This is a genomic window from Anaerococcus nagyae (assembly GCF_040364225.1).
Classification (GTDB): Bacteria; Bacillota; Clostridia; order Tissierellales; family Peptoniphilaceae; genus Anaerococcus; species Anaerococcus nagyae.
Window position 1 is genome coordinate 1,237,390 of sequence record NZ_AP031484.1, and the last position, 20,306, is coordinate 1,257,695.

General features: G+C 29.6%; 17 protein-coding genes and 1 other annotated feature. Of the genes, 5 read left to right on the forward strand and 12 right to left on the reverse strand.

Features of this window, described 5'->3' with window-relative positions; all coding sequences use genetic code 11:
• Nucleotides 1-30: 30 nt before the first annotated feature.
• From prfB to raiA, 3 genes are all read right to left on the reverse strand, one after another.
• Nucleotides 31-1,147 (reverse strand): peptide chain release factor 2 gene (gene prfB / locus ABXG81_RS06070; protein ID WP_353528530.1). Its coding sequence is split into 2 segments (ribosomal slippage): nucleotides 31-1,071 and nucleotides 1,073-1,147, totalling 1,116 coding nucleotides; the frame shifts between segments, so codons are not numbered across the junction.
• Nucleotide 1,148: 1 nt separating this feature from the next.
• Entirely contained in the window at nucleotides 1,149-3,899 is a 2,751-nt protein-coding gene (gene secA / locus ABXG81_RS06075) for a preprotein translocase subunit SecA (protein WP_117521286.1), read from the reverse strand.
• A 321-nt stretch (nucleotides 3,900-4,220) separates the two neighbouring features.
• Nucleotides 4,221-4,772: a ribosome-associated translation inhibitor RaiA gene (gene raiA / locus ABXG81_RS06080; protein ID WP_117521284.1), complete on the reverse strand. Its 552-nt coding sequence runs from the start codon at nucleotides 4,770-4,772 to the stop codon at nucleotides 4,221-4,223.
• Between the two features lie 116 nt (nucleotides 4,773-4,888).
• Here raiA and ABXG81_RS06085 point away from each other — a divergent pair, with 116 nt between their 5' ends.
• Genes ABXG81_RS06085 through ABXG81_RS06095 form a run of 3 tightly spaced genes read left to right on the forward strand, consistent with a single transcriptional unit; the run spans nucleotide 4,889 to nucleotide 9,244 of the window.
• A complete protein-coding gene (locus tag ABXG81_RS06085; RefSeq protein WP_353528531.1) occupies nucleotides 4,889-6,799 on the forward strand; it encodes a S9 family peptidase in 1,911 nt (636 codons plus the stop codon).
• Nucleotides 6,799-8,343, forward strand: coding sequence for a 5-formyltetrahydrofolate cyclo-ligase (locus ABXG81_RS06090; protein ID WP_353528532.1), 1,545 nt, complete (start codon nucleotides 6,799-6,801; stop codon nucleotides 8,341-8,343). The genes ABXG81_RS06085 and ABXG81_RS06090 overlap by 1 nt, the downstream gene beginning before the upstream one ends.
• Nucleotides 8,344-8,380: 37 nt before the next feature.
• On the forward strand, nucleotides 8,381-9,244 hold the full coding sequence (locus ABXG81_RS06095) for a DUF4300 family protein (protein ID WP_353528533.1): 864 nt from the start codon (nucleotides 8,381-8,383) through the stop codon (nucleotides 9,242-9,244).
• Nucleotides 9,245-9,325: 81 nt separating this feature from the next.
• Here ABXG81_RS06095 and ABXG81_RS06100 read toward each other — a convergent pair whose 3' ends face one another.
• Complete coding sequence (locus ABXG81_RS06100) at nucleotides 9,326-10,516, reverse strand: carboxylate--amine ligase (RefSeq protein WP_353528534.1); 1,191 nt, start codon at nucleotides 10,514-10,516, stop codon at nucleotides 9,326-9,328.
• A 91-nt stretch (nucleotides 10,517-10,607) separates the two neighbouring features.
• Here ABXG81_RS06100 and ABXG81_RS06105 point away from each other — a divergent pair, with 91 nt between their 5' ends.
• Both ABXG81_RS06105 and ABXG81_RS06110 read left to right on the forward strand, forming a co-directional pair.
• Nucleotides 10,608-11,306: an amino acid racemase gene (locus ABXG81_RS06105; protein WP_209813800.1), complete on the forward strand. Its 699-nt coding sequence runs from the start codon at nucleotides 10,608-10,610 to the stop codon at nucleotides 11,304-11,306.
• A 100-nt stretch (nucleotides 11,307-11,406) separates the two neighbouring features.
• Nucleotides 11,407-13,260 carry an acyltransferase family protein gene (locus tag ABXG81_RS06110; protein ID WP_353528535.1) on the forward strand — a complete coding sequence of 618 codons (1,854 nt, stop codon included), beginning with the start codon at nucleotides 11,407-11,409 and terminating at the stop codon, nucleotides 13,258-13,260.
• A gap of 511 nt (nucleotides 13,261-13,771) precedes the next feature.
• On the opposite strand, the gene ABXG81_RS06115 is transcribed toward ABXG81_RS06110, so the two are convergent.
• The 8 genes from ABXG81_RS06115 to ABXG81_RS06150 all read right to left on the reverse strand — a co-directional run bounded on the left by ABXG81_RS06115 (nucleotide 13,772) and on the right by ABXG81_RS06150 (nucleotide 20,299).
• Complete coding sequence (locus ABXG81_RS06115) at nucleotides 13,772-14,383, reverse strand: hypothetical protein (RefSeq protein ID WP_117521269.1); 612 nt, start codon at nucleotides 14,381-14,383, stop codon at nucleotides 13,772-13,774.
• Nucleotides 14,384-14,401: 18 nt separating this feature from the next.
• Nucleotides 14,402-14,656, reverse strand: coding sequence for a matrixin family metalloprotease (locus tag ABXG81_RS06120; RefSeq protein WP_117521267.1), 255 nt, complete (start codon nucleotides 14,654-14,656; stop codon nucleotides 14,402-14,404).
• Nucleotides 14,657-14,716: 60 nt separating this feature from the next.
• On the reverse strand, nucleotides 14,717-14,893 hold the full coding sequence (locus ABXG81_RS06125; protein WP_181965118.1) for a hypothetical protein: 177 nt from the start codon (nucleotides 14,891-14,893) through the stop codon (nucleotides 14,717-14,719).
• A 347-nt stretch (nucleotides 14,894-15,240) separates the two neighbouring features.
• Nucleotides 15,241-16,530 carry a serine--tRNA ligase gene (serS, locus tag ABXG81_RS06130; RefSeq protein ID WP_353528536.1) on the reverse strand — a complete coding sequence of 430 codons (1,290 nt, stop codon included), beginning with the start codon at nucleotides 16,528-16,530 and terminating at the stop codon, nucleotides 15,241-15,243.
• Between the two features lie 39 nt (nucleotides 16,531-16,569).
• Nucleotides 16,570-16,731 (reverse strand) — a binding site (T-box leader).
• A gap of 36 nt (nucleotides 16,732-16,767) precedes the next feature.
• The gene (brnQ, locus tag ABXG81_RS06135; RefSeq protein WP_316111115.1) at nucleotides 16,768-18,054 is read right to left on the reverse strand and encodes a branched-chain amino acid transport system II carrier protein; all 1,287 of its coding nucleotides are present in this window, start codon (nucleotides 18,052-18,054) and stop codon (nucleotides 16,768-16,770) included.
• A gap of 71 nt (nucleotides 18,055-18,125) precedes the next feature.
• Nucleotides 18,126-19,061 carry a DUF4349 domain-containing protein gene (locus tag ABXG81_RS06140; protein WP_353528537.1) on the reverse strand — a complete coding sequence of 312 codons (936 nt, stop codon included), beginning with the start codon at nucleotides 19,059-19,061 and terminating at the stop codon, nucleotides 18,126-18,128.
• Entirely contained in the window at nucleotides 19,048-19,542 is a 495-nt protein-coding gene (locus tag ABXG81_RS06145; protein WP_353528538.1) for a DUF1003 domain-containing protein, read from the reverse strand. Before ABXG81_RS06145 ends, ABXG81_RS06140 begins: the two co-directional genes overlap by 14 nt.
• Before the next feature lie 85 nt (nucleotides 19,543-19,627).
• Nucleotides 19,628-20,299: an NAD(P)H-hydrate epimerase gene (locus ABXG81_RS06150; protein WP_117521257.1), complete on the reverse strand. Its 672-nt coding sequence runs from the start codon at nucleotides 20,297-20,299 to the stop codon at nucleotides 19,628-19,630.
• Nucleotides 20,300-20,306 lie beyond the last annotated feature (7 nt).

The following is a 20,306-nucleotide window of genomic DNA, read 5'->3' on the forward strand; positions in this document are numbered from 1 at the left end:
CTATAAAAAATGAGGGAATATTATTTCCCTCTAATTATCTTTATTACTTTCTGCCAGGTAAGCATCAATAAATCCTTGGATATCGCCATCCATTACTGCTTCCACATTACCTATTTCATAGTTTGTTCTATGATCTTTTACTAGGGTATAAGGTTGGAAAACATAGGATCTAATTTGGCTTCCCCAAGCAATTTGACTATACTTACCTTGGATATCCTCGATTTTTTCTCTCTGCTCTTCTTCTTTGATTTGGATAAGCTTTGATAAAAGTAATTTCATAGCATTATCTTTATTTTGCATCTGGCTACGTTCTGCTTGAGAACTTGCTACTACCCCTGTTGGGATATGGGTAATTCTTACCGCAGAATCAGTCTTATTTACGTGCTGGCCCCCTGCTCCACTTGCTCTATAAGTATCTATTCTTAGGTCTGATGGATCTATTTCTACCTCAGTATCATCTGGAAGTTCTGGGAATATATCAATAGATACAAATGATGTATGCCTACGTGCTCCACTATCAAATGGTGATATACGAACAAGCCTATGGACTCCTTTTTCTCCTTTAAGATAGCCATAAGCATAAGCTCCACTTACTTTAAGAGTAGCAGATTTGATACCACCTGCTTCTTCATTATTGATATCAGTGACTTCATATTTGAATCCATTATGTTCAAAATATCTAGTATACATACGTAAGAGCATATCAGCCCAATCAGTTGCTTCTAAGCCACCAGCTCCTGCATTTATTGACATATAGGCATTATTTTTATCATATTCTCCATCAAGTTGGGTTCTAAGTTTCATTGATGAAACGTCTTTTGTAAGTTTTTCTAAATCTTTTTCAACTTGATTTAAGATATCTATTTCTGGGTTCTCACTCATTTCAACTAAATCAATCATGTCAGTATTATCAGATAAGCTATTCATAATATCATTATATTTACCTAACTCATCTTTTTTGTTTGATAAATCTGCCATAATTTTTTGAGCTTTTTCACTATCATTCCAAAAGTCAGGAGCAAAGGTACTCTTTTCAAGTTCCTTTACTTCTTCTTCTAAGCTAGTTGGGTCAAAGAGAGTCTCCGATTAGTTTCATAGTGTCGGTTAATTCTTCAATTTTTTCTCTTAATTGATAAATTTCTGCCATATTATTTCTTTACATTGCTTTTCTTTGCTTCACGTTCTAATCTTCTACGTTCAGCACGATTTAAGCCTTCTGTTTGATTATCTTCACTTGCATTTAGTGTATCTACTGCATCCGTGCCATCATCAGATGGTTGTGATTCATTTTGTGGGAATAGCACTTGCTTTCTTTGAATATTTTGTCTGATTTCTACATTCATCATGTATCTAACAGTCTCTTCTTGGATAGCTTTTGTCATTTCCTCATACATGTCGAATCCTTGATTTGTATAAGCACGAACTGGATCCTCATTACCCATTGCACGAACACCAATTTCTTTTCTCATTTGATCCATTGCATCTATATGATCCATCCATTTTTGATCTATTACTCGAAGCATGATTACTCTTTCTACTTCTCTCATGTTTTCTGAACCAAATTGGGCTTGCTTATCTTCATATTTTGCAAGTGTAGCTTCTGTTATATAGTCAATTAAATCTTGTTGACTATAATCATTTATATTTTCAAAGTGAAGTTGAGTTACAGGTATACCTAAACTATTTAAATGGTTAAGTAGAGCTACCATTTCCCAATTTTCTGGTTTTACTTGTGGATTAGTAAATGAATATACAGAATCTTCTATAACTTCTTTGATCATACCAATAATTGTTTCTTTCATGTCATGACCATATAAAACATCTTGTCTTTCATTATAGATAATTGTTCTTTGCTTATTCATAACATCATCGTATTGAAGGACTCTCTTACGAGTCGCAAAGTTGTTTGCTTCTACTCTTGTTTGAGCCTTTTCTACTGACCTACTTACCATCTTAGATACTATAGGTTCGTCTTCATCAAAGTTTGCATTTGCTATGAATTTTGCTACTTGTTCTCCGCCATTAAGTCTTATAAGGTCATCTTCAAGAGATATAAAGAATCTTGAGTGTCCTGGATCTCCTTGACGACCTGAACGACCTCTTAACTGGTTATCTATACGACGTGACTCGTGACGTTCAGAACCTATTATATATAGGCCACCTGCTTCTTTAACTTTTTCTGCTTCTTCTTTTACACCTGGTCTAATGAGATCTTTATAGTGTCTGAATTTCTTGCGAGCTTCTAAGATTTCTTCGTTATCTGTTTCAGCATATGAATCTACTTCTTCAAGCAACTCATCACTCATGCCTTCTCTTTTTAGTCTTTGCTTGGCCATATCATCAACATTACCACCAAGCATAATGTCAGTACCACGACCTGCCATGTTTGTAGCTATTGTAACAGCTCCTAAGCGACCTGCTTCGGCAACTATAGCAGCTTCTCTTTCGTGATTTTTGGCATTTAGGACTGTATGCTTGATACCTGCTTTTTTAAGAGCTTGTGATAATCTTTCACTGGCTTCGATAGAAATTGTACCTATTAGTATTGGTTGTCCTGTTGGATGTATCCTATTAATTTCATCAATTATAGCATGGTATTTACCATTTTCATTGATATATACATAGTCAACATCATCTACCCTTTGTATAGGTTTATTTGTGGGTATTTCTACAACATCTAAGTTATAAATTTCATCGAACTCTTCTTCTTCTGTTTTTGCAGTACCAGTCATGCCTGATAACTTGTCATACATTCTAAAATAATTTTGGAAAGTAATTGTAGCAAGTGTTTTACTTTCTGCCTTAACTTCTACACCTTCTTTAGCTTCTATAGCTTGGTGAAGACCATCAGAAAAACGACGACCTTGCATTATACGACCTGTAAACTCATCTACAATTTCTACCTCGCCATTATTTACTACATAATCAATATCCTTATGCATAGTTGTGTTTGCTTTAAGAGCATTGTTTATATAGTGAGATAATTCTAGGTTAGCTGAATCTGATAAGTTCTCTATATCAAAGAATTTTTCTGCTTTTGCTGTTCCTTTCTCTGTAAGATTAGATGTTTTTCTTTTTTGGTCTACAAGAAAATCTACATCTTCTACCTTAAACTCTCTATCAAAAGGATCAATTTCTGCATCTTCGTTTGGATCTAGAATTCTACCTTCTAGAGTTTGGATAAATTCATTTGCTTGACTATAGGTATCAGTAGACTCATCGCCTTGACCTGAAATTATAAGTGGTGTACGAGCTTCATCTATAAGAATTGAGTCAACCTCATCAACTATGGAATAGTTTAATCCACGTTGTACCATATCATCCTTATAGATAACCATGTTATCTCTTAAGTAGTCAAAACCAAATTGATTATTAGTACCATAGGTAATATCAGCAGCATAGTTCTCTTTTCTTTCACTATTTGTAAGTCCATAAACTATACATCCAACTTTCATACCGAGGAATGTGAAAATCTTACCCATCCACTCTTGGTCACGCTTAGCTAGATAGTCATTTACTGTAACTATGTGAACTCCCTTACCAGTAAGAGCATTCAAATAAGCAGGGCAGGTTTCAACAAGTGTCTTACCTTCACCAGTTCTCATTTCTGCTATCTGACCATTATGTAGAACAATACCCCCAAGTAATTGAACTGGATAATGTTTCATTCCTAAAACTCTATCACTAGCTTCACGAACAGTCGCAAAAGCTTCAGGAAGTAAGTCGTCTAAACTTTCACCTTGATCTAACCTTTGTCTAAATTCATTAGTTTTATCTTGTAATTCACTATCACTTAGTTGCTGCATTGACTCATCAAGAGCTAGGATTTTATCAACTATTTTCTGATTGTTGTCTATTTCCTTTTCACTAAATGATTTAAATAATTTAAATCTTGCCAAATTATTCACCTTCCAATTCTCTTAATTATTCGATAATCTTTTGATAATTAAGTTTTACCACTATTATATTAAAGTATATTAACTTTTTTGTAAACAATAAAATGAGTGGCCTTTGTTTTAATTCGAAATTTAATTTACTTAACATATAAAAAACGCAGAAGACTTAGTCACTTAAGACTCTGCGTTTCACTTAAGTATGTTTATAACTTTCTTTAGATAATAGTACCTTTATAAAGATAAATTTTCAAACAAAAAGAGCCTAAGCAAGTTAAACTTATTATATTAATATAATAAGTTTAACTTCCACTAGACTCTTATATATTATCTAGATGGAATTATTAATCCATAGTCTCCCTTACGTCTCTTATAAACAACCCTTACACCCATATCTTCTTGGTCATAGTATACGAAAAAATCATGGCCTAAAAGCTCCATCTGCATAACCGCTTCTTCTGTACTCATAGGTTTTAGAGAGATCTCCTTAGTCCTAGCTATATTTATATCAGAATCATATGAGTCATCTATGCCATATTCATTATCAAATGATTCATTAAAGTTTTCAAATTTTATAGAATCTTGATTTCTATCTTTTATAAGTCTTGTCTTATGCTTTCTGATTTGTCTTACTAAAGCATCTATAGTTCTATCAATGGCATTTGGATAAGACTCATCACTAGCCTCTGCCCTAAGTATAGGTCCTTTGTTTAAAAACATTGTAGCTTCAACTTGATAGTCATTGCCCTCTTTAGAAAATAGAAGATTTACTTCTTGTTCACCTGAAAAGTATTTATCTAATCTGTCATACTTTCTCTCTGCTTCGTACTTAATATCATCAGTAATATTAATATTTTTACCTCTAAGATTAATCTTCATAAAATCATCTCCTCTTTTCTTTTTATATAGATACCCTAAACCGTAATTATGCAAACGTATGCAATTTAAAATATTTATAAAATAATGTATAATTAGATTAATAATTGGAGGAAACTATGAGCAAAACAAAGATTAAAGATATTTTAGCCTATGACTTTTTATCAGAACTTCATATTTCTGATGATGGAAATAAGCTAGCCTATAAAAAAACTAACGCTAATTATGATAATAATAAATACGAATCTGACCTTTGGATTTATGACACTAATGATAATAAAAATTATCCTGTGACCAACCAAAAGAATGCCTCTATTTTTACTTTTAATAAAGATTCTAATTTTATATATAAAGTAAAATCAGAGGAAGATAAAGACATTTTTAACATAATTGATGGTCCTGGCGTAGGAAAAAAAGCCTTTGAAATTAAAAAAGATGTTTCTTCTATAAAATGGCTTAAAAAAGATTTATTCCTAGTAAGAGCAAGCGAAAAAAAATCTAAAGAAGAAAAAGACAAAGAAAAAGAAAATAAATATTTTGAGGAGTTAACTAGCCTACCATTTTGGAACAACGGCAGTAGTTATGTAAAAGATCATAAGGGTGCTTATTATTTATATAATAATGCTAAGAATGAACTTAAAAAAATTACAAATTTTGATCTATATAATGATATATATAGCATTGATCTAAATAAAGATAATAGCAAAGCTATTTATATAAGAACTAGGTATGATAAAAATAAAGTAATGGAACTTTATGAAGACCTAATACTTTTAGATATCAAAACAGGTAAAGAAAAAATCATAATAGAAAATAGTTTCTCTTACTTTACTGCAAATTTCATAGAAAATAAGATTATCTTCGTAGCTACGGATATGAAAAAAGGTGGAGTCAATGAAGATTCTTTTATATATGTATGCGATTATGATGGTAACTACGAAAAGATAACTGATAAAAATTTTGATATGGCCTTTGGCAACAGCCTAGGAACTGATGTACGATTTGGTGGTAGCAATACTTTTACTGTAGAAAATAATAGATTATATTTTGTAGTGACAGAAAAAGAAACTACTAAGCTTTATTCTATTGACATCAATGGTAATCTTAAAAAAGAAATCAATGCAGAAGTTGAAGATTTTGCCATCAAAAATAATGAACTTTACTATCTAAGCATGGAAAAAGATACTTTAAGTCAATTAAAGAAAAAAGATTCAGATGAAATTCTTCTAGAAAATAAAATCGAAACTAAACTAGGCAAAATAGAAACTTTTGAATTTGAATCCAATGGTGATAATTTAATTGGATTTGTACTTTTACCTACTAACTTTGATAAGAGCAAAAAATATCCTACCATTCTAAGCGTACATGGTGGACCAAAGACTGAATTTAGTCATATTTTCCACCACGAACATCAAGTCCTTGCCAATGATGGATATATAGTTATCTATACCAATCCTCATGGATCAAGTGGTAATGGAGTTAAGTTCTCTGATATAAGAGGAAGATACGGAGAGGTAGACTATAATGATCTTATGAAATTTGTAGATATTGCTATAGAAAAATATCCACAAATAGATAATAAGAACCTAGGAGTCTACGGAGGCTCTTATGGTGGATTTATGACTAACTGGATTATAGGACATACTGATAGATTTAAGGCTGCCTGTTCCCAAAGATCCATATCAAATTGGACAAGTTTTTATGGAGTAAGTGATATCGGGTATTATTTTGGATTAGATCAAACAAATGCCAATCCGTGGGATTCTTTAGAAAAAATGTGGGATCAGTCTCCTATAAAATATGCTGATAAGGCTAAAACACCAACCCTATTTATTCATTCAGATGAAGACTATCGCTGTCCACTTGAACAAGGCTTGCAAATGTATAATAAGCTAAAGCTAAATGGAGTTGATACAAAAATGTACGTATTTCACGGCGAAAACCACGAACTATCTAGATCTGGTAAACCACACGCTAGAATAAAGAGACTAAAAGAAATTAAAAAATGGTTTGATGGATATTTAAAATAATGAAAATTGAAACAAAAGTAAAATTTAAAAAGACTGCCAGTAATATGGTCTATAGATTTAAAAATCATGAAATTACTAATAATTCTGCAGCCTTGTCTTTCTACTTTTTACAAGCATCCATTCCTTTATTGATGGTGCTTGTAACAGTAGGTTCTAAGGTTTTAGAAAATAATGTAAATGCTATTTACTCCTTGATAGATTTTTTACCATCCTCGTCTCAAGATATGGTAAAGTGGGTTATAGACACTATGTTTGTTAATACAAGCTCTGCATCAATAACAGTAATAACTGTTTTATTTGCTTTATGGTCAGCTACTAAAGGTATAAATAATCTTATGACATCCATAAATAAAGCTTATGGTTTACAAGGTGAAACTAAATATGTAAAACAAAGACTTTTATCAATACTCTATACATTAATTTTTGTAGCATTTATAGTATTTATTCTTGTATCTCAAATTTATGGACCAAGTATCTTAACCTTTATAAATGATAAAGTACTAACACGACTTTCTGATAGAGCCTTTGGTGGAATTTTTGATAAAATTCTAAAAACTCTAAAGTCACCTTTATTTAGACTAACAGTAATCCTAGTACCTATACTAATAATGTCTTTAGTTTTTGGAATTTTTTATAAATTTGCACCAAATAATAAAGAAGATAGAATCCCATTCAAAGAAGCTGTTTATGGAGGTATATTTGCAACAGTTACTATTTATATAGCTACATTTATATACTCATTTTTCTTAAATAACTTCTCTAGACAATCAGTAGTATATGGAGCTTTAGCTGGTATACTTGCCTTATTTATCTGGCTTAATTTAGTTTCAACTATACTTATCTTAGGAGCTGAGCTAATTGATGCTGTTAGAGAAAACTATGAAATAGATTCACAAGAAGAAATTATAGAATTTGAAAAATCTAATAAGTCGTTTAAAGAAACAGTTGAAAGTACAATAGAAGGTCAGGAAATGAAAAAATCAATTGATAGTCCAAAAAGAAATAAAAAGTCATTTAGAAAAGAATTTAGAAATAAAAGATACCATATGGATCCTAATAAGAAAAATATGGCAGACTATTCAATATTTACTAAATTTTTAAACTCATATCTATTTAAAAAAGCTGATTCTATATTTATCTATGTTTCAGTTGCAGATGAGGTAGATACCCTAGAAATAATAAAAAAATCGCTAGAACTAGGTAAAAAAGTCTATGTGCCTTATATAACTAATAGAGAAAATTTTGAAATGAGACCGGTTAGAATTTATAACATAGATAATTTAGAGCTTGGAGAATATAACATACCAACATCTTATAGTATGGAATTTGAAGACAATCCAGATATTTCAATCATACCAGGACTAGGTTTTGACAAAAATAAAAACCGTATAGGTTATGGCGGAGGTTATTACGATAGATTTTTAAATAAATCAAAGACAACTTCCATAGGTCTCTTTCAAAGCAACTATCAAGTAGAACAAATTCCAGTTGATGAATACGACCATAAATTAGATTATATTATTACAGAAAAAGAAATATTCTAGCTTAGAGACCTTATGGCCTCTTTAATTAAGGAGTTTTATGAAAAAAAAGATATTAATATTACTATTAGCTATTTTAAGCTTAAGTGCTTGTAAAAACGAAAATATTCCACAAAATAAGGATTATAAATATATTTTTAATAATATTGTCACTGATAAATCTAAAGATGATGTTAAAAATATAATGGAAAGTAGTGGTATTAGCCAAAAAAACATAGATAGATTTTTCAATCAAGTTGATTTCTTTAATGCAAATGTAGATAATAGCTTATTAATAGAAAAAGACTACAAAAAAGCAAATAAAATACCAGACTATGATGTATATACCATGCAAGATGAACTATTTAAAAAATATCCAGAATTTGCAGGAATAAATTGTAGGATAACTACTTTTGGTTTAGTATCAGATAAAATAAATATAAAAAACATAGAAAATCCAAGCTTATCTGCTGTAGAAATCGATAATTCAACTTTTAGCAATCCACCTGTCTCAACTTTAGAAAAAAACGAAATTGATAAATTTAATAAATTTTACTCAGCTATAAAGACTAAAAATACAGGAGATCCAAACGTCCATCTAGAAAAAATTAAAAGCTTTTGGAATGAAAACGGAATTACTTTTTCTAATAACAATAAGTATTCAGTAATTTCGGTTTATATCTTTTCAGAACTAGATGAAAATGATAACGAATTATTTGTAGGCCACACTGGAATATTATTTCCTCTAGAAGATAGCAGAATAATGTTAGTAGAAAAATTAGCATTTACATCTCCCTACCAAGCAATAATATTCAAAGATAGGAAAAACCTATATGATTATCTAATGAAACTATACGACTTCTCTAGTGAAAGTTATCCTGCCAAACCACTAATATTTGAAAATAATGATTTGCTAAAGCACTAAAAAGGGACTGTTGCATACGCTGACCCATCAAGTCAAACTTAAACAGATTTTAAGGGTCAGCTCATCAGCACAGTCCTTTTTTTATATTTCTTTAATAGCAAAAGTTTCTTTACTTAATTTATTTAAGTACTTATTTATTTTTATCTTCCTTCTTAAGGTCCAATCTTTTTCATAAACTAAAGGATTAGTTGAATTATTTTTTCTCTTATTTTTTTCAAATTCGTCTCTTAAACCATCTTCTAAATTATCTATTGTCTGAGCTAGGTCAAGGTTATAGTATCTAAAGGATTTATCTCCTATGATCTCCTCCTCTCTTCCAAAAATCTTATCTTCTATAGCAAGCTTACTTGTATTTACACCATTAAGTGTTGCAAAATAGTGGCTTCTACCTTGGCGTAGGTTAATCTCAAATGAATAAAACTTACCTGTTCTAATATCCTTTTTAAAGTCAATGTTAAAAAGTCCATAAACACCTAAAATCTTAACTATATCCCTAGCGTAATCAAATAAGATCTTTTCATCTGAATCTACTTTGGCTACAAAGTTACCAATCCATTCCACTCTCTTATCTAGCAAGATATTTTTTGACATAGCCATAGAAATTGTATTCTCTGATCTATACCCTTCTATAGTATATTCACTGCCATCTCCACCAACTACAAACTCTTGAACTAAGATATTGTAATCATAACCCGCATTAAAAATTCTTTCTAGAATTTTAATAGTTTCATCTATAGATTTTGAGTGGTAGCCTTTTTGCTGACCTTCAAAATCAAGAGATTTATAAAATACATCATTATCTGGCTTTATAAAAACTTCGTTAGGGTAAGATAAGTCCTTATAATTTTCTTTACTAGCTATAAATGTCTTAGGAGCAAGACCTAATTCTTTAATTTTTTTATAAAAGTCATTTTTAGTAGAAAGATCTTTTATGACTTCAATTGACGCGTAAGGCATGATAGGATTAAAATCTAATTTATCAATATTTTTTAAAGCATAAGTTCTCATAACATCATCTGGGGCAAATATTATAAAGTTCTTATATGTATCTTTATTTTCCTCATAAATTCTATCTAATACTTCTTTAAATACTTCTGAATCTTTTGAAAAGTTTTCTTTTTTATAAATATTAATAATTTGTGAATCTATACAAGGTAGTAAAATCATTGATGTTGCAACTACTGGTTTTATTTCATAAGCTTCATAGATTTCTCTTGCTATAGAATATGTATTTAGGTCTGAACCTAAAACTATTGGTAAAAATTCTTCCATTTTTCTCTCCATTTATCTTCTTTTAACTCATAGAGTAATATACTATAAAAGCGTATAATGTAAAAAGCTAAATAAAACCAAGGAGGGATATATGAATAGATTAGGTGTTTTAGGTGGTATGGGCCCATTATGTACTGCAAGTTTTTACAATAAGCTCGTAAAATATACTAAGGCCGATAAAGACCAGGACCATATCCCAACTGTTATTTTATCAGATACACTTATGCCCGATAGAACAGAGGCTATCTTAAACGGAACTTATGAACCATTACTATTAAAAAAGGCAAAGGAAGATATCAAAGCTTTTGAAAATTTAGATGTAACAAATATAGCTATTCCTTGTAATACTATGCACTATTATATAGATAAACTAGATAGTTATACAAACATAAATATAATTAATATGGTATATGAAACTGTCAAATATTGTAATGATCATGGTTATAAAAATATTGCAATTCTGGGAACTTTTGCTACTATGGATTATGGTATATATGATAAGTATGCAGATGAATTTGGAATAAATATTTATAAGCTAAATGATAAGCAAAAAAATCTTTCAATGAAGACTATTTATGATATAAAAGAAACGAACAATACCTCTGCTCCCCAATTTTTAAAACTAGTTGAATCGTTGAAAAATGAAAGTGTAGATAGTGTAATTCTAGCTTGTACTGAACTTTCAATAATTGATGACATAATGAACTACAATTATGTAATTGATGCTATGGACATCTTAGCAATAGAATCAATAAAAAAAATGGGTTTTAATGTTAAAAATAGGATCTAAAAAATAGAATAACATTTTATATCTATATTGAAAGCATATAATTTCTTTATAAAAAATTAATAAGTATTTTGCTATAATTATACGTTACAGAGGTAAAAGTATGAGAAAAAAAAGAAAAGTAAAAAAAGAATATTATACACTAAATATTTTAAGAGCTGTAGCATTTCTTGGAGTAAGCTTATTTCATAGATACGCCCACTTTGTACCAGGTGGATATTTAGCTGTTATAATATTTTTAACCCTATCTGGATTTCTTACTATGAGATCTAGTGAAAATAAAAAAGAAGTTTCATTAAAATCTATTATAAGAAAATTCATTTCTATAATGTCTCCAGTTTATTTTATCATGGCTATAGCCATGGTTATTTCAATTTTCTTTGCAAGGGATATATTTGATGATAGTATAAAATCGGTAATACCAGTCGCCTTAAATTTTGAAAATATAAGAAGAATACTTGCGGGTGATGATTATTTTAACCAATTAGGTAATTTTAATATTTTCCTTCATATGTGGTATGTATCCATCTACATGCAATTTATAGCAATATTCACTCTAATAGATAGATTGATAACTAGAAATAATAGAAATAAAACTAGATTAATTCTTTATTCTATTATAACTATTATAAGTTTTAGCTTATTGATCTATTTTGCAAAAAGCCCAAAAAATATAACAAGAATTTACTATGGAATAGATACTAGAATATCAGCATTTTCTTTAGGTATAATTTTATTTTTACTTGGAAGCTATCTTAAAGATAAAATAAATCTTGATAGAAATACTCATAAAATAATTAATATGGGCTTGGGAGTGCTTACCATATTGCCTTTCTTTTTTATAGATGGTAGCAAGATATCTTCATATAAAGTATTTTTTATTGCTTACACTATACTAGTAGGATTATTGATTTTAAGCTTATATAATTACGAAGATATGTACCTTAAGGATATCAAAAGCCACAATATTCCTACGGATATACTACTTTATATAGGTGATAGAAGCTATTTCCTATATATATGGCAATATATAGTTCAGATATTTTTTGTATACTTTATAGTTGGAAAAATCAATAGCTTTGTTTCCTTTTTATTAGAAATTATAGTTTTAGTAATGTTATCTGAACTAACTTATAAGATATTCAAAAGAAAAAGTAAACAAGTAAATTTTCTAATAATATCTGCTGGTTTACTTATAGTACTATCTATTGTTTCTCTATTTATAGGAAATAAAAAAGATAAGGAAATAAAGGAACTTAAAAAAGAGATCGAAAGTAACCAAAGTGAAATAGAAAAAAGAAATAAAGCTAGTATAAACAATAAAAAATCATCTACAAAAACAAGCTCAGAGCAAAAAAACAAAACAAATAGAAAATCTAGAAAAAAGTATCCAAGTGTAAAAACTATAGATCCAAACTTTAAAGCTAAGGACTATGACAATTTCGATTTTACAGATAAGGAAAAGGAATATTTGGCTGATTTGCATGTTACAGCTATAGGCGATTCTGTTATAATAAATGCTGATTCATATATCAGAAAATACATTCCAAACTTTTATCTAGATGGTAAAGTTGGACGTGACATGGTGGATGGTCCAGCTGTTTTATCCAGCGTAAAACAAAATGTTGGACTTGGAGATATAGTTATTGTATCTTTAGGATCTAATGGATCTGCTAATGAAAAAGATCTTAAGCAAATAATGGAAATATCTGATGGGCGCGATGTATACTTTGTAAATACCTCACATACTCAATCATATATGGACTATGTAAATAAGTGTTTAAAAGAATTTACAGATAAAACTCCTAAAGCCCATCTAGTAGACTGGAGAGAATTTGTAAAAGATAAGCCAGAACTTCTTGCACCGGATAGAACTCATCCAAATGTAGAAGGCTCTGATTACTTTGGGAAGCTTATTATGAGAAAGATTTTGAATGTTAATAAGGTTAGAGCATAAAAAATGGTGATGTTGCAGAATAGGCAATTCTATTCTGCAATATCACTTTTTTCTTGAATATTCATATTAAGCTAATCAAATAGCTTGTATCTAAAGATGGATTTTTATCTTATATCCACATTTCCCTTAAAAATAGGTTCAATTAATAAAGCTAGTTATTTGGATATTTTTTAAGTAGCTTTGTATTTTATGATTTCTAAATATTCAATTCTCAAATCATATTTATAAGACTTAACTTAACATCATCGTAAACGTATATTTCAGTGTTAAAATTCATTTTAAATTGAATTGCACATCAACTAATGTAAAATTAGTTAGTGATGATGCATCGTTTTAACATTGATCATAAATGCATACTATTAGAAAAAGACGAGGTTTTTTAGATTCCTCGTCTTTTTTATGCTAGAACTTATACAACAGCTCAACAAGTCAAACTTTTTGAGATCACCTTAGGATTATCCTTAACTTAGGGGATTAAGTGTTATAATCTTAATATTCATTTAAATATATATTATTTATTATCTTTAAATTGAAATCTTTCTCTGTTAAATTCTACTTGATTATTATATATCTCGTTGTATCTATCGTATCTATCTGAGTTTGATGATCGTGTAGTGATTTGGTCAAATAACTTTGAAGAATTTGGACCTGATACTAGCAAACTTCCATCTGGTTGAGCAGATGCAGTCATAACATACGCTTTACCAACATCAGGCAAGCTGTCATTTTCATATAATACTAAATCTCCTGTTTCAGACAATCCTCCTGCCTTTGTGATTGTTATATTTTTATTCATTGGAAGATTTCCCTTTATATTTTTTATTACTTTTATTTCATAATTAGTATATGGAGATGTAACCTCTTCAGTACCATTTTCAGTTTCCACATTAATAGGATCTCTATATTCTGTATTTTTCTGACTTATAACTTCGCCAATGAAATAATAATCAGAATATCCTACCAACTCATATGGATTCTCTACATCTACAGCAAAATCACCTCTCATATATTCTACTTTAGATTCCTTATTGATATTTTCTTTACTGCATGAAACAGTAGCTAAAACGATAAATAAACTAAATATTATTGATATTATTTTTTTTATATTAAACTGTTTGTTCATATATGTCTTCCTTTCATATCAATATGTTCTGTAAGCTTCATCATAGGATTTTTTGTCTGTAGATGATAAGCTTGTAATACTCAACTGACCTTGTTGCATAACATTATACTTTCCATGGGTATGATCCAAACCAAGTGCATGTCCAAATTCATGAGTAACAGTTTTAGTTCGTTGATCTTTTGACATACTTTTAAAGTTATAATCATTTAATTTCATTGTTCCCCTGGGACTTGTTACTCCTAATGTATTGCTTACTTCATTATAATCGCTTATAAAAACATCTTGCCATTTATTCCACGAATCTCTTCTAACTACTCCTTGGCGATATCCTTCTCAGATTCCAACACTTCTATTTATTATAGAAATATATTTGGAATTGCTATCCCAATCAAGATGCTTTCCACTATCAACTAAATCCCAACCTAGTAGAGCAGCTTCTACCTTCAATGGTACTAGAAAACTTACACAAATAAGAATACTCAAAACAACCTTCTTAAAATTTTTTCCCATATAAACCTCCTATCTTTAATAATTAATTATCCTGTTTTTACTTAATTACCCACTTCTTAATAATCTAAAAAAATCAGTATAATTCCAATAAAAAAGATATTTTTCACATTCCTTTATAAGAAGTATCCTTTATTATCTAGAATCCTAACTTATCTATATCTATCATACATTTATGTCTTTTTTTATTATGATAAATCTATCCATCAATTATAATTTTTACAAGCCTTAACTTAACATCATCTTTTATATATATTTCAGTGTTAAAAAACATTATATCAGAAAAAGACGAGGAATTTTAGTTTCCTCGTCATTTTTCTATTTTGGGACTTTTGCAACAGCCCCATCTTTTATTTATTCTTAGGTTCTAATTTTTCCTTACCACCCATATACATTCTTAATGGTTCTGGGATCTTTACTGTACCATCTTCTTGTAATAGGTTTTCAAGGAAAGCTATTAGCATTCTTGGTGGTGCTACTACTGTATTGTTTAGTGTATGAGCAAAGTATGTTCCGTTTTCTCCCCTTAATCTAATTCCAAGACGTCTAGCTTGTGCATCTCCTAGATTTGAACAAGATCCTACCTCAAAATATTTTTGTTGGCGTGGGCTCCATGCCTCTACATCGCAAGATTTTACTTTAAGGTCAGCTAGGTCTCCAGAACAGCATTCTAGTGTTCTTACTGGAATTTCTAGGCTTCTAAAGAAATCTACTGTATTATTCCATAACTCATCATAGAATTTCATAGAATCTTCTGGCTTACAGATTATAACCATTTCTTGTTTTTCGAATTGATGGATACGATATACTCCACGTTCTTCTATACCATGTGCTCCTACTTCTTTTCTAAAGCATGGAGAATAGCTTGTCATCTTAAGTGGCATATCGTCTTCTTCGTTAATTGTATTGATGAATTTACCAATCATTGAGTGTTCAGATGTTCCGATTAGATATAGATCTTCACCCTCAATTTTGTACATCATATTTTCCATTTCCTCAAAGCTCATTACACCTGTAACTACTTCAGATCTTATCATAAAAGGTGGGATGTAATAAGTATATCCTCTATCAATCATAAAGTCTCTTGCATAAGAAAGAATAGCTGATTGAAGTCTTGCTATATCCCCTTTTAGATAATAGAAACCAGATCCTGAAGTTTCTCTTGCTGCATCTAGCTCAATACCATCAAAGCTTTCCATAATATCAACATGATATGGCACTTCATAATCTGGCACTATTGGTTCTCCATATTTATCATTCTCCACATTTTCACTATCATCTTTTCCTAGCGGAACTGTTTGATCTATAATTTGTGGGATTTTTTGCATGCGAGATTTTACTTCTTCACCTAATTGTCTAGTTTCTTCTTCAATGTGTGTTAGACGATCATTAATTTCATTTACATGAGCTTTAGCTTCTTCTGCAAGGTCTTTTTTACCTTGTCCCATCAAGGCACCTATTTCTTTTGATACTTTATTACGCTCAGCCCTTAAGTTATCTCCTTCAGTTTTTACAGCACGAACTTTCTCATCTAATTCTACTACTTCATCTACCAAATGTAATTTTTCTTCTTGGTATTTCTTTCTCATATTTTCTTTAACAAGTTCAGGGTTCTCTCTTAATAATTTAATATCTATCATTTTTTTCTCCTTTTTAGCATAGAAAAAGACCTTCATCCTACATGGGACGAAGGTCTCGTGGTGCCACCCAATTTTTATGTAATCACATACTCAATTTATACAAGCTAAAGGTAGATTCACTAGGATCTATCAAAGATTTTCACCAACCATCTTCTCTCTAAAGATTTACTCCTAGTTACTATGTCTTATCATTGCTTTATTCAATTAATAATAGTATACATTCAAATCTTAATTAATTCAATAGCTTTTTAATTTACTTATTATATTAGCTAAGATAAAGCTTATTATGAATATAAATACAAAAGCAAAACCATAGCTTGCTAGAGGAAGTTTACCTACCATGTTAGTATAGAAGTTATCTATATGTAAAACTTTAAGACTATCAGCCATACTAACCAAAGCAACTGCACAAATTACAATTTTATAGATTAAAGGATCCATATTCTCCTTATCGATAAGATTTAGTAAATATAAACTTATAACTATAGGGTATATAAATAAAAGAATTGGAATAGATATTTCCATAATCTTTTCTACTCCTAATATAGAAAGGACAAATCCTATAGTTACGCCTAATCTCACATAAAATTCATAGGTAAATTTATACCCTAGATTTTTTGAAAAGCTAGAAGCAAATGCTGATAATAAGCCAACTGCAGTTGTTATACAAGCAAAACCAACTACTAAACTTAAAGCTATTTGTCCCATTTTCCCAAGATAATTTTTAGTAAGAGATAGCAAAAGACTTGTTCTTGATATAGAAGGATCAACAAATGATGATGACTTTGCACCCAAATAACTAAGTCCTGTGTAAACAATAGCAAGACCTAATACAGCAATAATTCCAGCATAAATACTAGCTTTCTTTAGATCATCATCGCTTCTAAAACCCTTATTTCTAAAATCTTCTAGGATAACTACTGTAAGAAATACAGGCCCTAAGGAATCCATAGTTTGATAGCCCTCAATAAATCCATCTGAAAGTCTATTGTTTTGGCTTGTTGCTAAGTTTACGCTTGGAGCACTTATACCTGCTATTATTAAAACAACTAGTATTATAAGTAAGATTGGTGTTAGGTACTTTCCCACCCTATCTATAACCTTAGATCCATTGATAGTAATTATGTAAACCAATATAAAAAATATTAGTGAAAATAATACATTATTAAAATCTGGTATAAATGGTACTATTGCAACTTCAAAGGTGGTTGCTCCTGTCCTAGGAATTGATAATAGCGGGCCTACAAGAGTAATACAAATCAAATTTAAAATAATACCAAAGTTAGTACCTATCTTCTCCCCAAATTTCCTTGGGTCTGCTCCTCTTTTGCTCATAGCAAGTATACCTAAAAGGATCAAAAAGCTATCAGATAGATTAAATCCTAATGAAGCTAAAAACCATCCTTGACCAGAATTAAGACCTAGATAAGGGGGAATTATTAAATTCCCTGCTCCAAAAAATATTGCAAAAAGTGCAAATCCAGATATTATTACTTGTTTTATATCTAATTTATGTTTTTTCATTATATAACCTCTTTATATGTTAAGATTATACATTAAAATCTATAAAAATAAAATTTATAGAAAAAGGAAGATTACTCTTCCCCATTTGAAAGTTTTTTCTCTTTACTTTTCTTTATGATATAAATTATAATTATAGCTACTAATATTAATGGCCAAATAGAAACAATAGCTACAAGTAAGTCTTGCCAAAATTTAGAAAATATATGAATAGAATCTTTAAAAGCTTCCTTTATACGGCTAGAAAAATCAGGATTGTTATTAGCATAGTTATTATAATCATATACTTCATTTATATTTATATCAAAAGTATCATAAGTAACTTTACTATCTACATCTTTTATCATTGATTTCATCTGATCAATCTCATCTTCGACTTCTAATATACGAGCTTGTATAGCCATAGTTTCATCAATATTTTTTGCATTTTTCATAAGATCATTGAGTTTGTCAAGCTCTTTTTCTTTTGAACTAAGTCTAATATTTATATCTTTATAATATGAGGTAAGATCATTTGTATATGAACTTTGATATATAATTTTTCCTATCTTAGCTATTTCATTCTTAAACTTATTACTTTCTTCTTGTGGTATTTTTATACTTGCACCAAAGTTTCTTATATTTTCATCACCATTTCTACCAGTATCTATATTAAGATTTGATGATTCTATATAGCCTTTATGATCATCAACGAGCTTGGTTAGTTTATCATAATCTTGATCATAATTTATGCTTTCAAATGTATAATCAAAAATATTTTCTATCTTTCTATCACTACTAATATCACTATAGTCTATATCCTTAGATATTTGTTTATCTTCTACTTCATCTGTTGAAGAATCTAGGCTTTCATTAACAGGCGTGCTTTCATCATTTGTTTCATAGGTCTTGTTATTAGTTGTATCATATTGATGAATATTCTCATTATTCATTGTGTTAAGATTAGATGAACAAGATGATAAAGTAAATATAAGTAATAGATTAAATAGATGATTTTTATTTATCTTCATAAACTTTATCACTTCCATTTTCTTCTAGTAGTTGATCTAGCTTTTTGTGAATATCTCTAATAATTATTTCTGTTTTAAGATTAACTATATAATCATCTTCTGCCCTTTGTCTATCCTTTTCTTCTTGTCTATTTTGACTCATCATAATTAGTGGAGCCTGTATAGCAGCTACACAAGATAAAACAAGATTTAAAAGTATAAATGGATATGGATCAAAGGCTTTATCATCCATTTTATTATTAATTATCATCCAACTAATTAAAACAATAATAAATATAATTATAAAAGTCCACGATCCAGCAAACTTTGCTATTTTATCTGCTGCCCTATCACCAAACGAATATTCGTTTTTTTGCTTATCTCTAGGATTACTATTTATTTTTTCTTTGATCAAAGTAATTGCTTCTTCATCATCCAAATCTAAATCATTATTTAATATATAATCCAATAATTCCTTTTCTTTTTTATCTAAATCGTCCATAAAACCTCTTTCTTTAATCATACTATTATTTATATTAAGTTAATATAAAGTTATCCATAGAAAAATTCTTAAACAAAAAAGATGGCTATTTACCATCTTGATTTAATACGTGGTTTATTGCCTTTTCTGGTATACCTATATCTTCTACTACACATCTACTTTTATAGGCCGATCTATCAAATACTCCTTTTTTCATAAGTTGCATAGAAACTATTAGATCACAATCAACAATTTCACCCCAGGAATCTCCAGTACTAGAGTCTAAGCCACTTGGTAGATCTATTGAGATTATATATTTCATACTCCTATTTATTATAGATATCACGTAAGCATAAGTTCCTGATATAGTCCTATCAAGTCCAGTCCCAAAAATACCTTCTATAATAGTAGAAACTTTAGATATATTATTTTCCATATTCTCTAAATCTTCTATAGTGTCTACTAGATAAATATTTTCTGTCAAAGTTTTGACTGCCTTATGATTTAGCTTAAACTCGACACTTGCCTTAGTAATATCTCCTATTATGTAAATATCAACATAAAAATCTCGGGCTAATAGATTTCTTGCTACAGCCAGAGCATCTGCACCATTATTTCCAGTACCAACTACTATAGCAAAACTCTTTCTTATTTCAAGATTAATATTTTTTATAATAGCTAGACTTGCCCTCTCTACTAAACATAAAGCTGGAATTTTCAGTTCATCTATAGCATATCTATCTATTGCTATCATTTGATCTTTATCAACAACAAGCATATTCACC

Coding starts and splice junctions, on each gene's coding strand:
- raiA (WP_117521284.1), bottom strand. CDS start 4,772: ATGAAGATTAATCTTAGAGGTAAAAATATTAATATTACTGATGATATT.
- ABXG81_RS06085 (WP_353528531.1), top strand. CDS start 4,889: ATGAGCAAAACAAAGATTAAAGATATTTTAGCCTATGACTTTTTATCA.
- ABXG81_RS06090 (WP_353528532.1), top strand. CDS start 6,799: ATGAAAATTGAAACAAAAGTAAAATTTAAAAAGACTGCCAGTAATATG.
- ABXG81_RS06095 (WP_353528533.1), top strand. CDS start 8,381: ATGAAAAAAAAGATATTAATATTACTATTAGCTATTTTAAGCTTAAGT.
- ABXG81_RS06100 (WP_353528534.1), bottom strand. CDS start 10,516: ATGGAAGAATTTTTACCAATAGTTTTAGGTTCAGACCTAAATACATAT.
- ABXG81_RS06105 (WP_209813800.1), top strand. CDS start 10,608: ATGAATAGATTAGGTGTTTTAGGTGGTATGGGCCCATTATGTACTGCA.
- ABXG81_RS06110 (WP_353528535.1), top strand. CDS start 11,407: ATGAGAAAAAAAAGAAAAGTAAAAAAAGAATATTATACACTAAATATT.
- ABXG81_RS06115 (WP_117521269.1), bottom strand. CDS start 14,383: ATGAACAAACAGTTTAATATAAAAAAAATAATATCAATAATATTTAGT.
- ABXG81_RS06125 (WP_181965118.1), bottom strand. CDS start 14,893: ATGGGAAAAAATTTTAAGAAGGTTGTTTTGAGTATTCTTATTTGTGTA.
- serS (WP_353528536.1), bottom strand. CDS start 16,530: ATGATAGATATTAAATTATTAAGAGAGAACCCTGAACTTGTTAAAGAA.
- brnQ (WP_316111115.1), bottom strand. CDS start 18,054: ATGAAAAAACATAAATTAGATATAAAACAAGTAATAATATCTGGATTT.
- ABXG81_RS06140 (WP_353528537.1), bottom strand. CDS start 19,061: ATGAAGATAAATAAAAATCATCTATTTAATCTATTACTTATATTTACT.
- ABXG81_RS06145 (WP_353528538.1), bottom strand. CDS start 19,542: ATGGACGATTTAGATAAAAAAGAAAAGGAATTATTGGATTATATATTA.
- ABXG81_RS06150 (WP_117521257.1), bottom strand. CDS start 20,299: ATGCTTGTTGTTGATAAAGATCAAATGATAGCAATAGATAGATATGCT.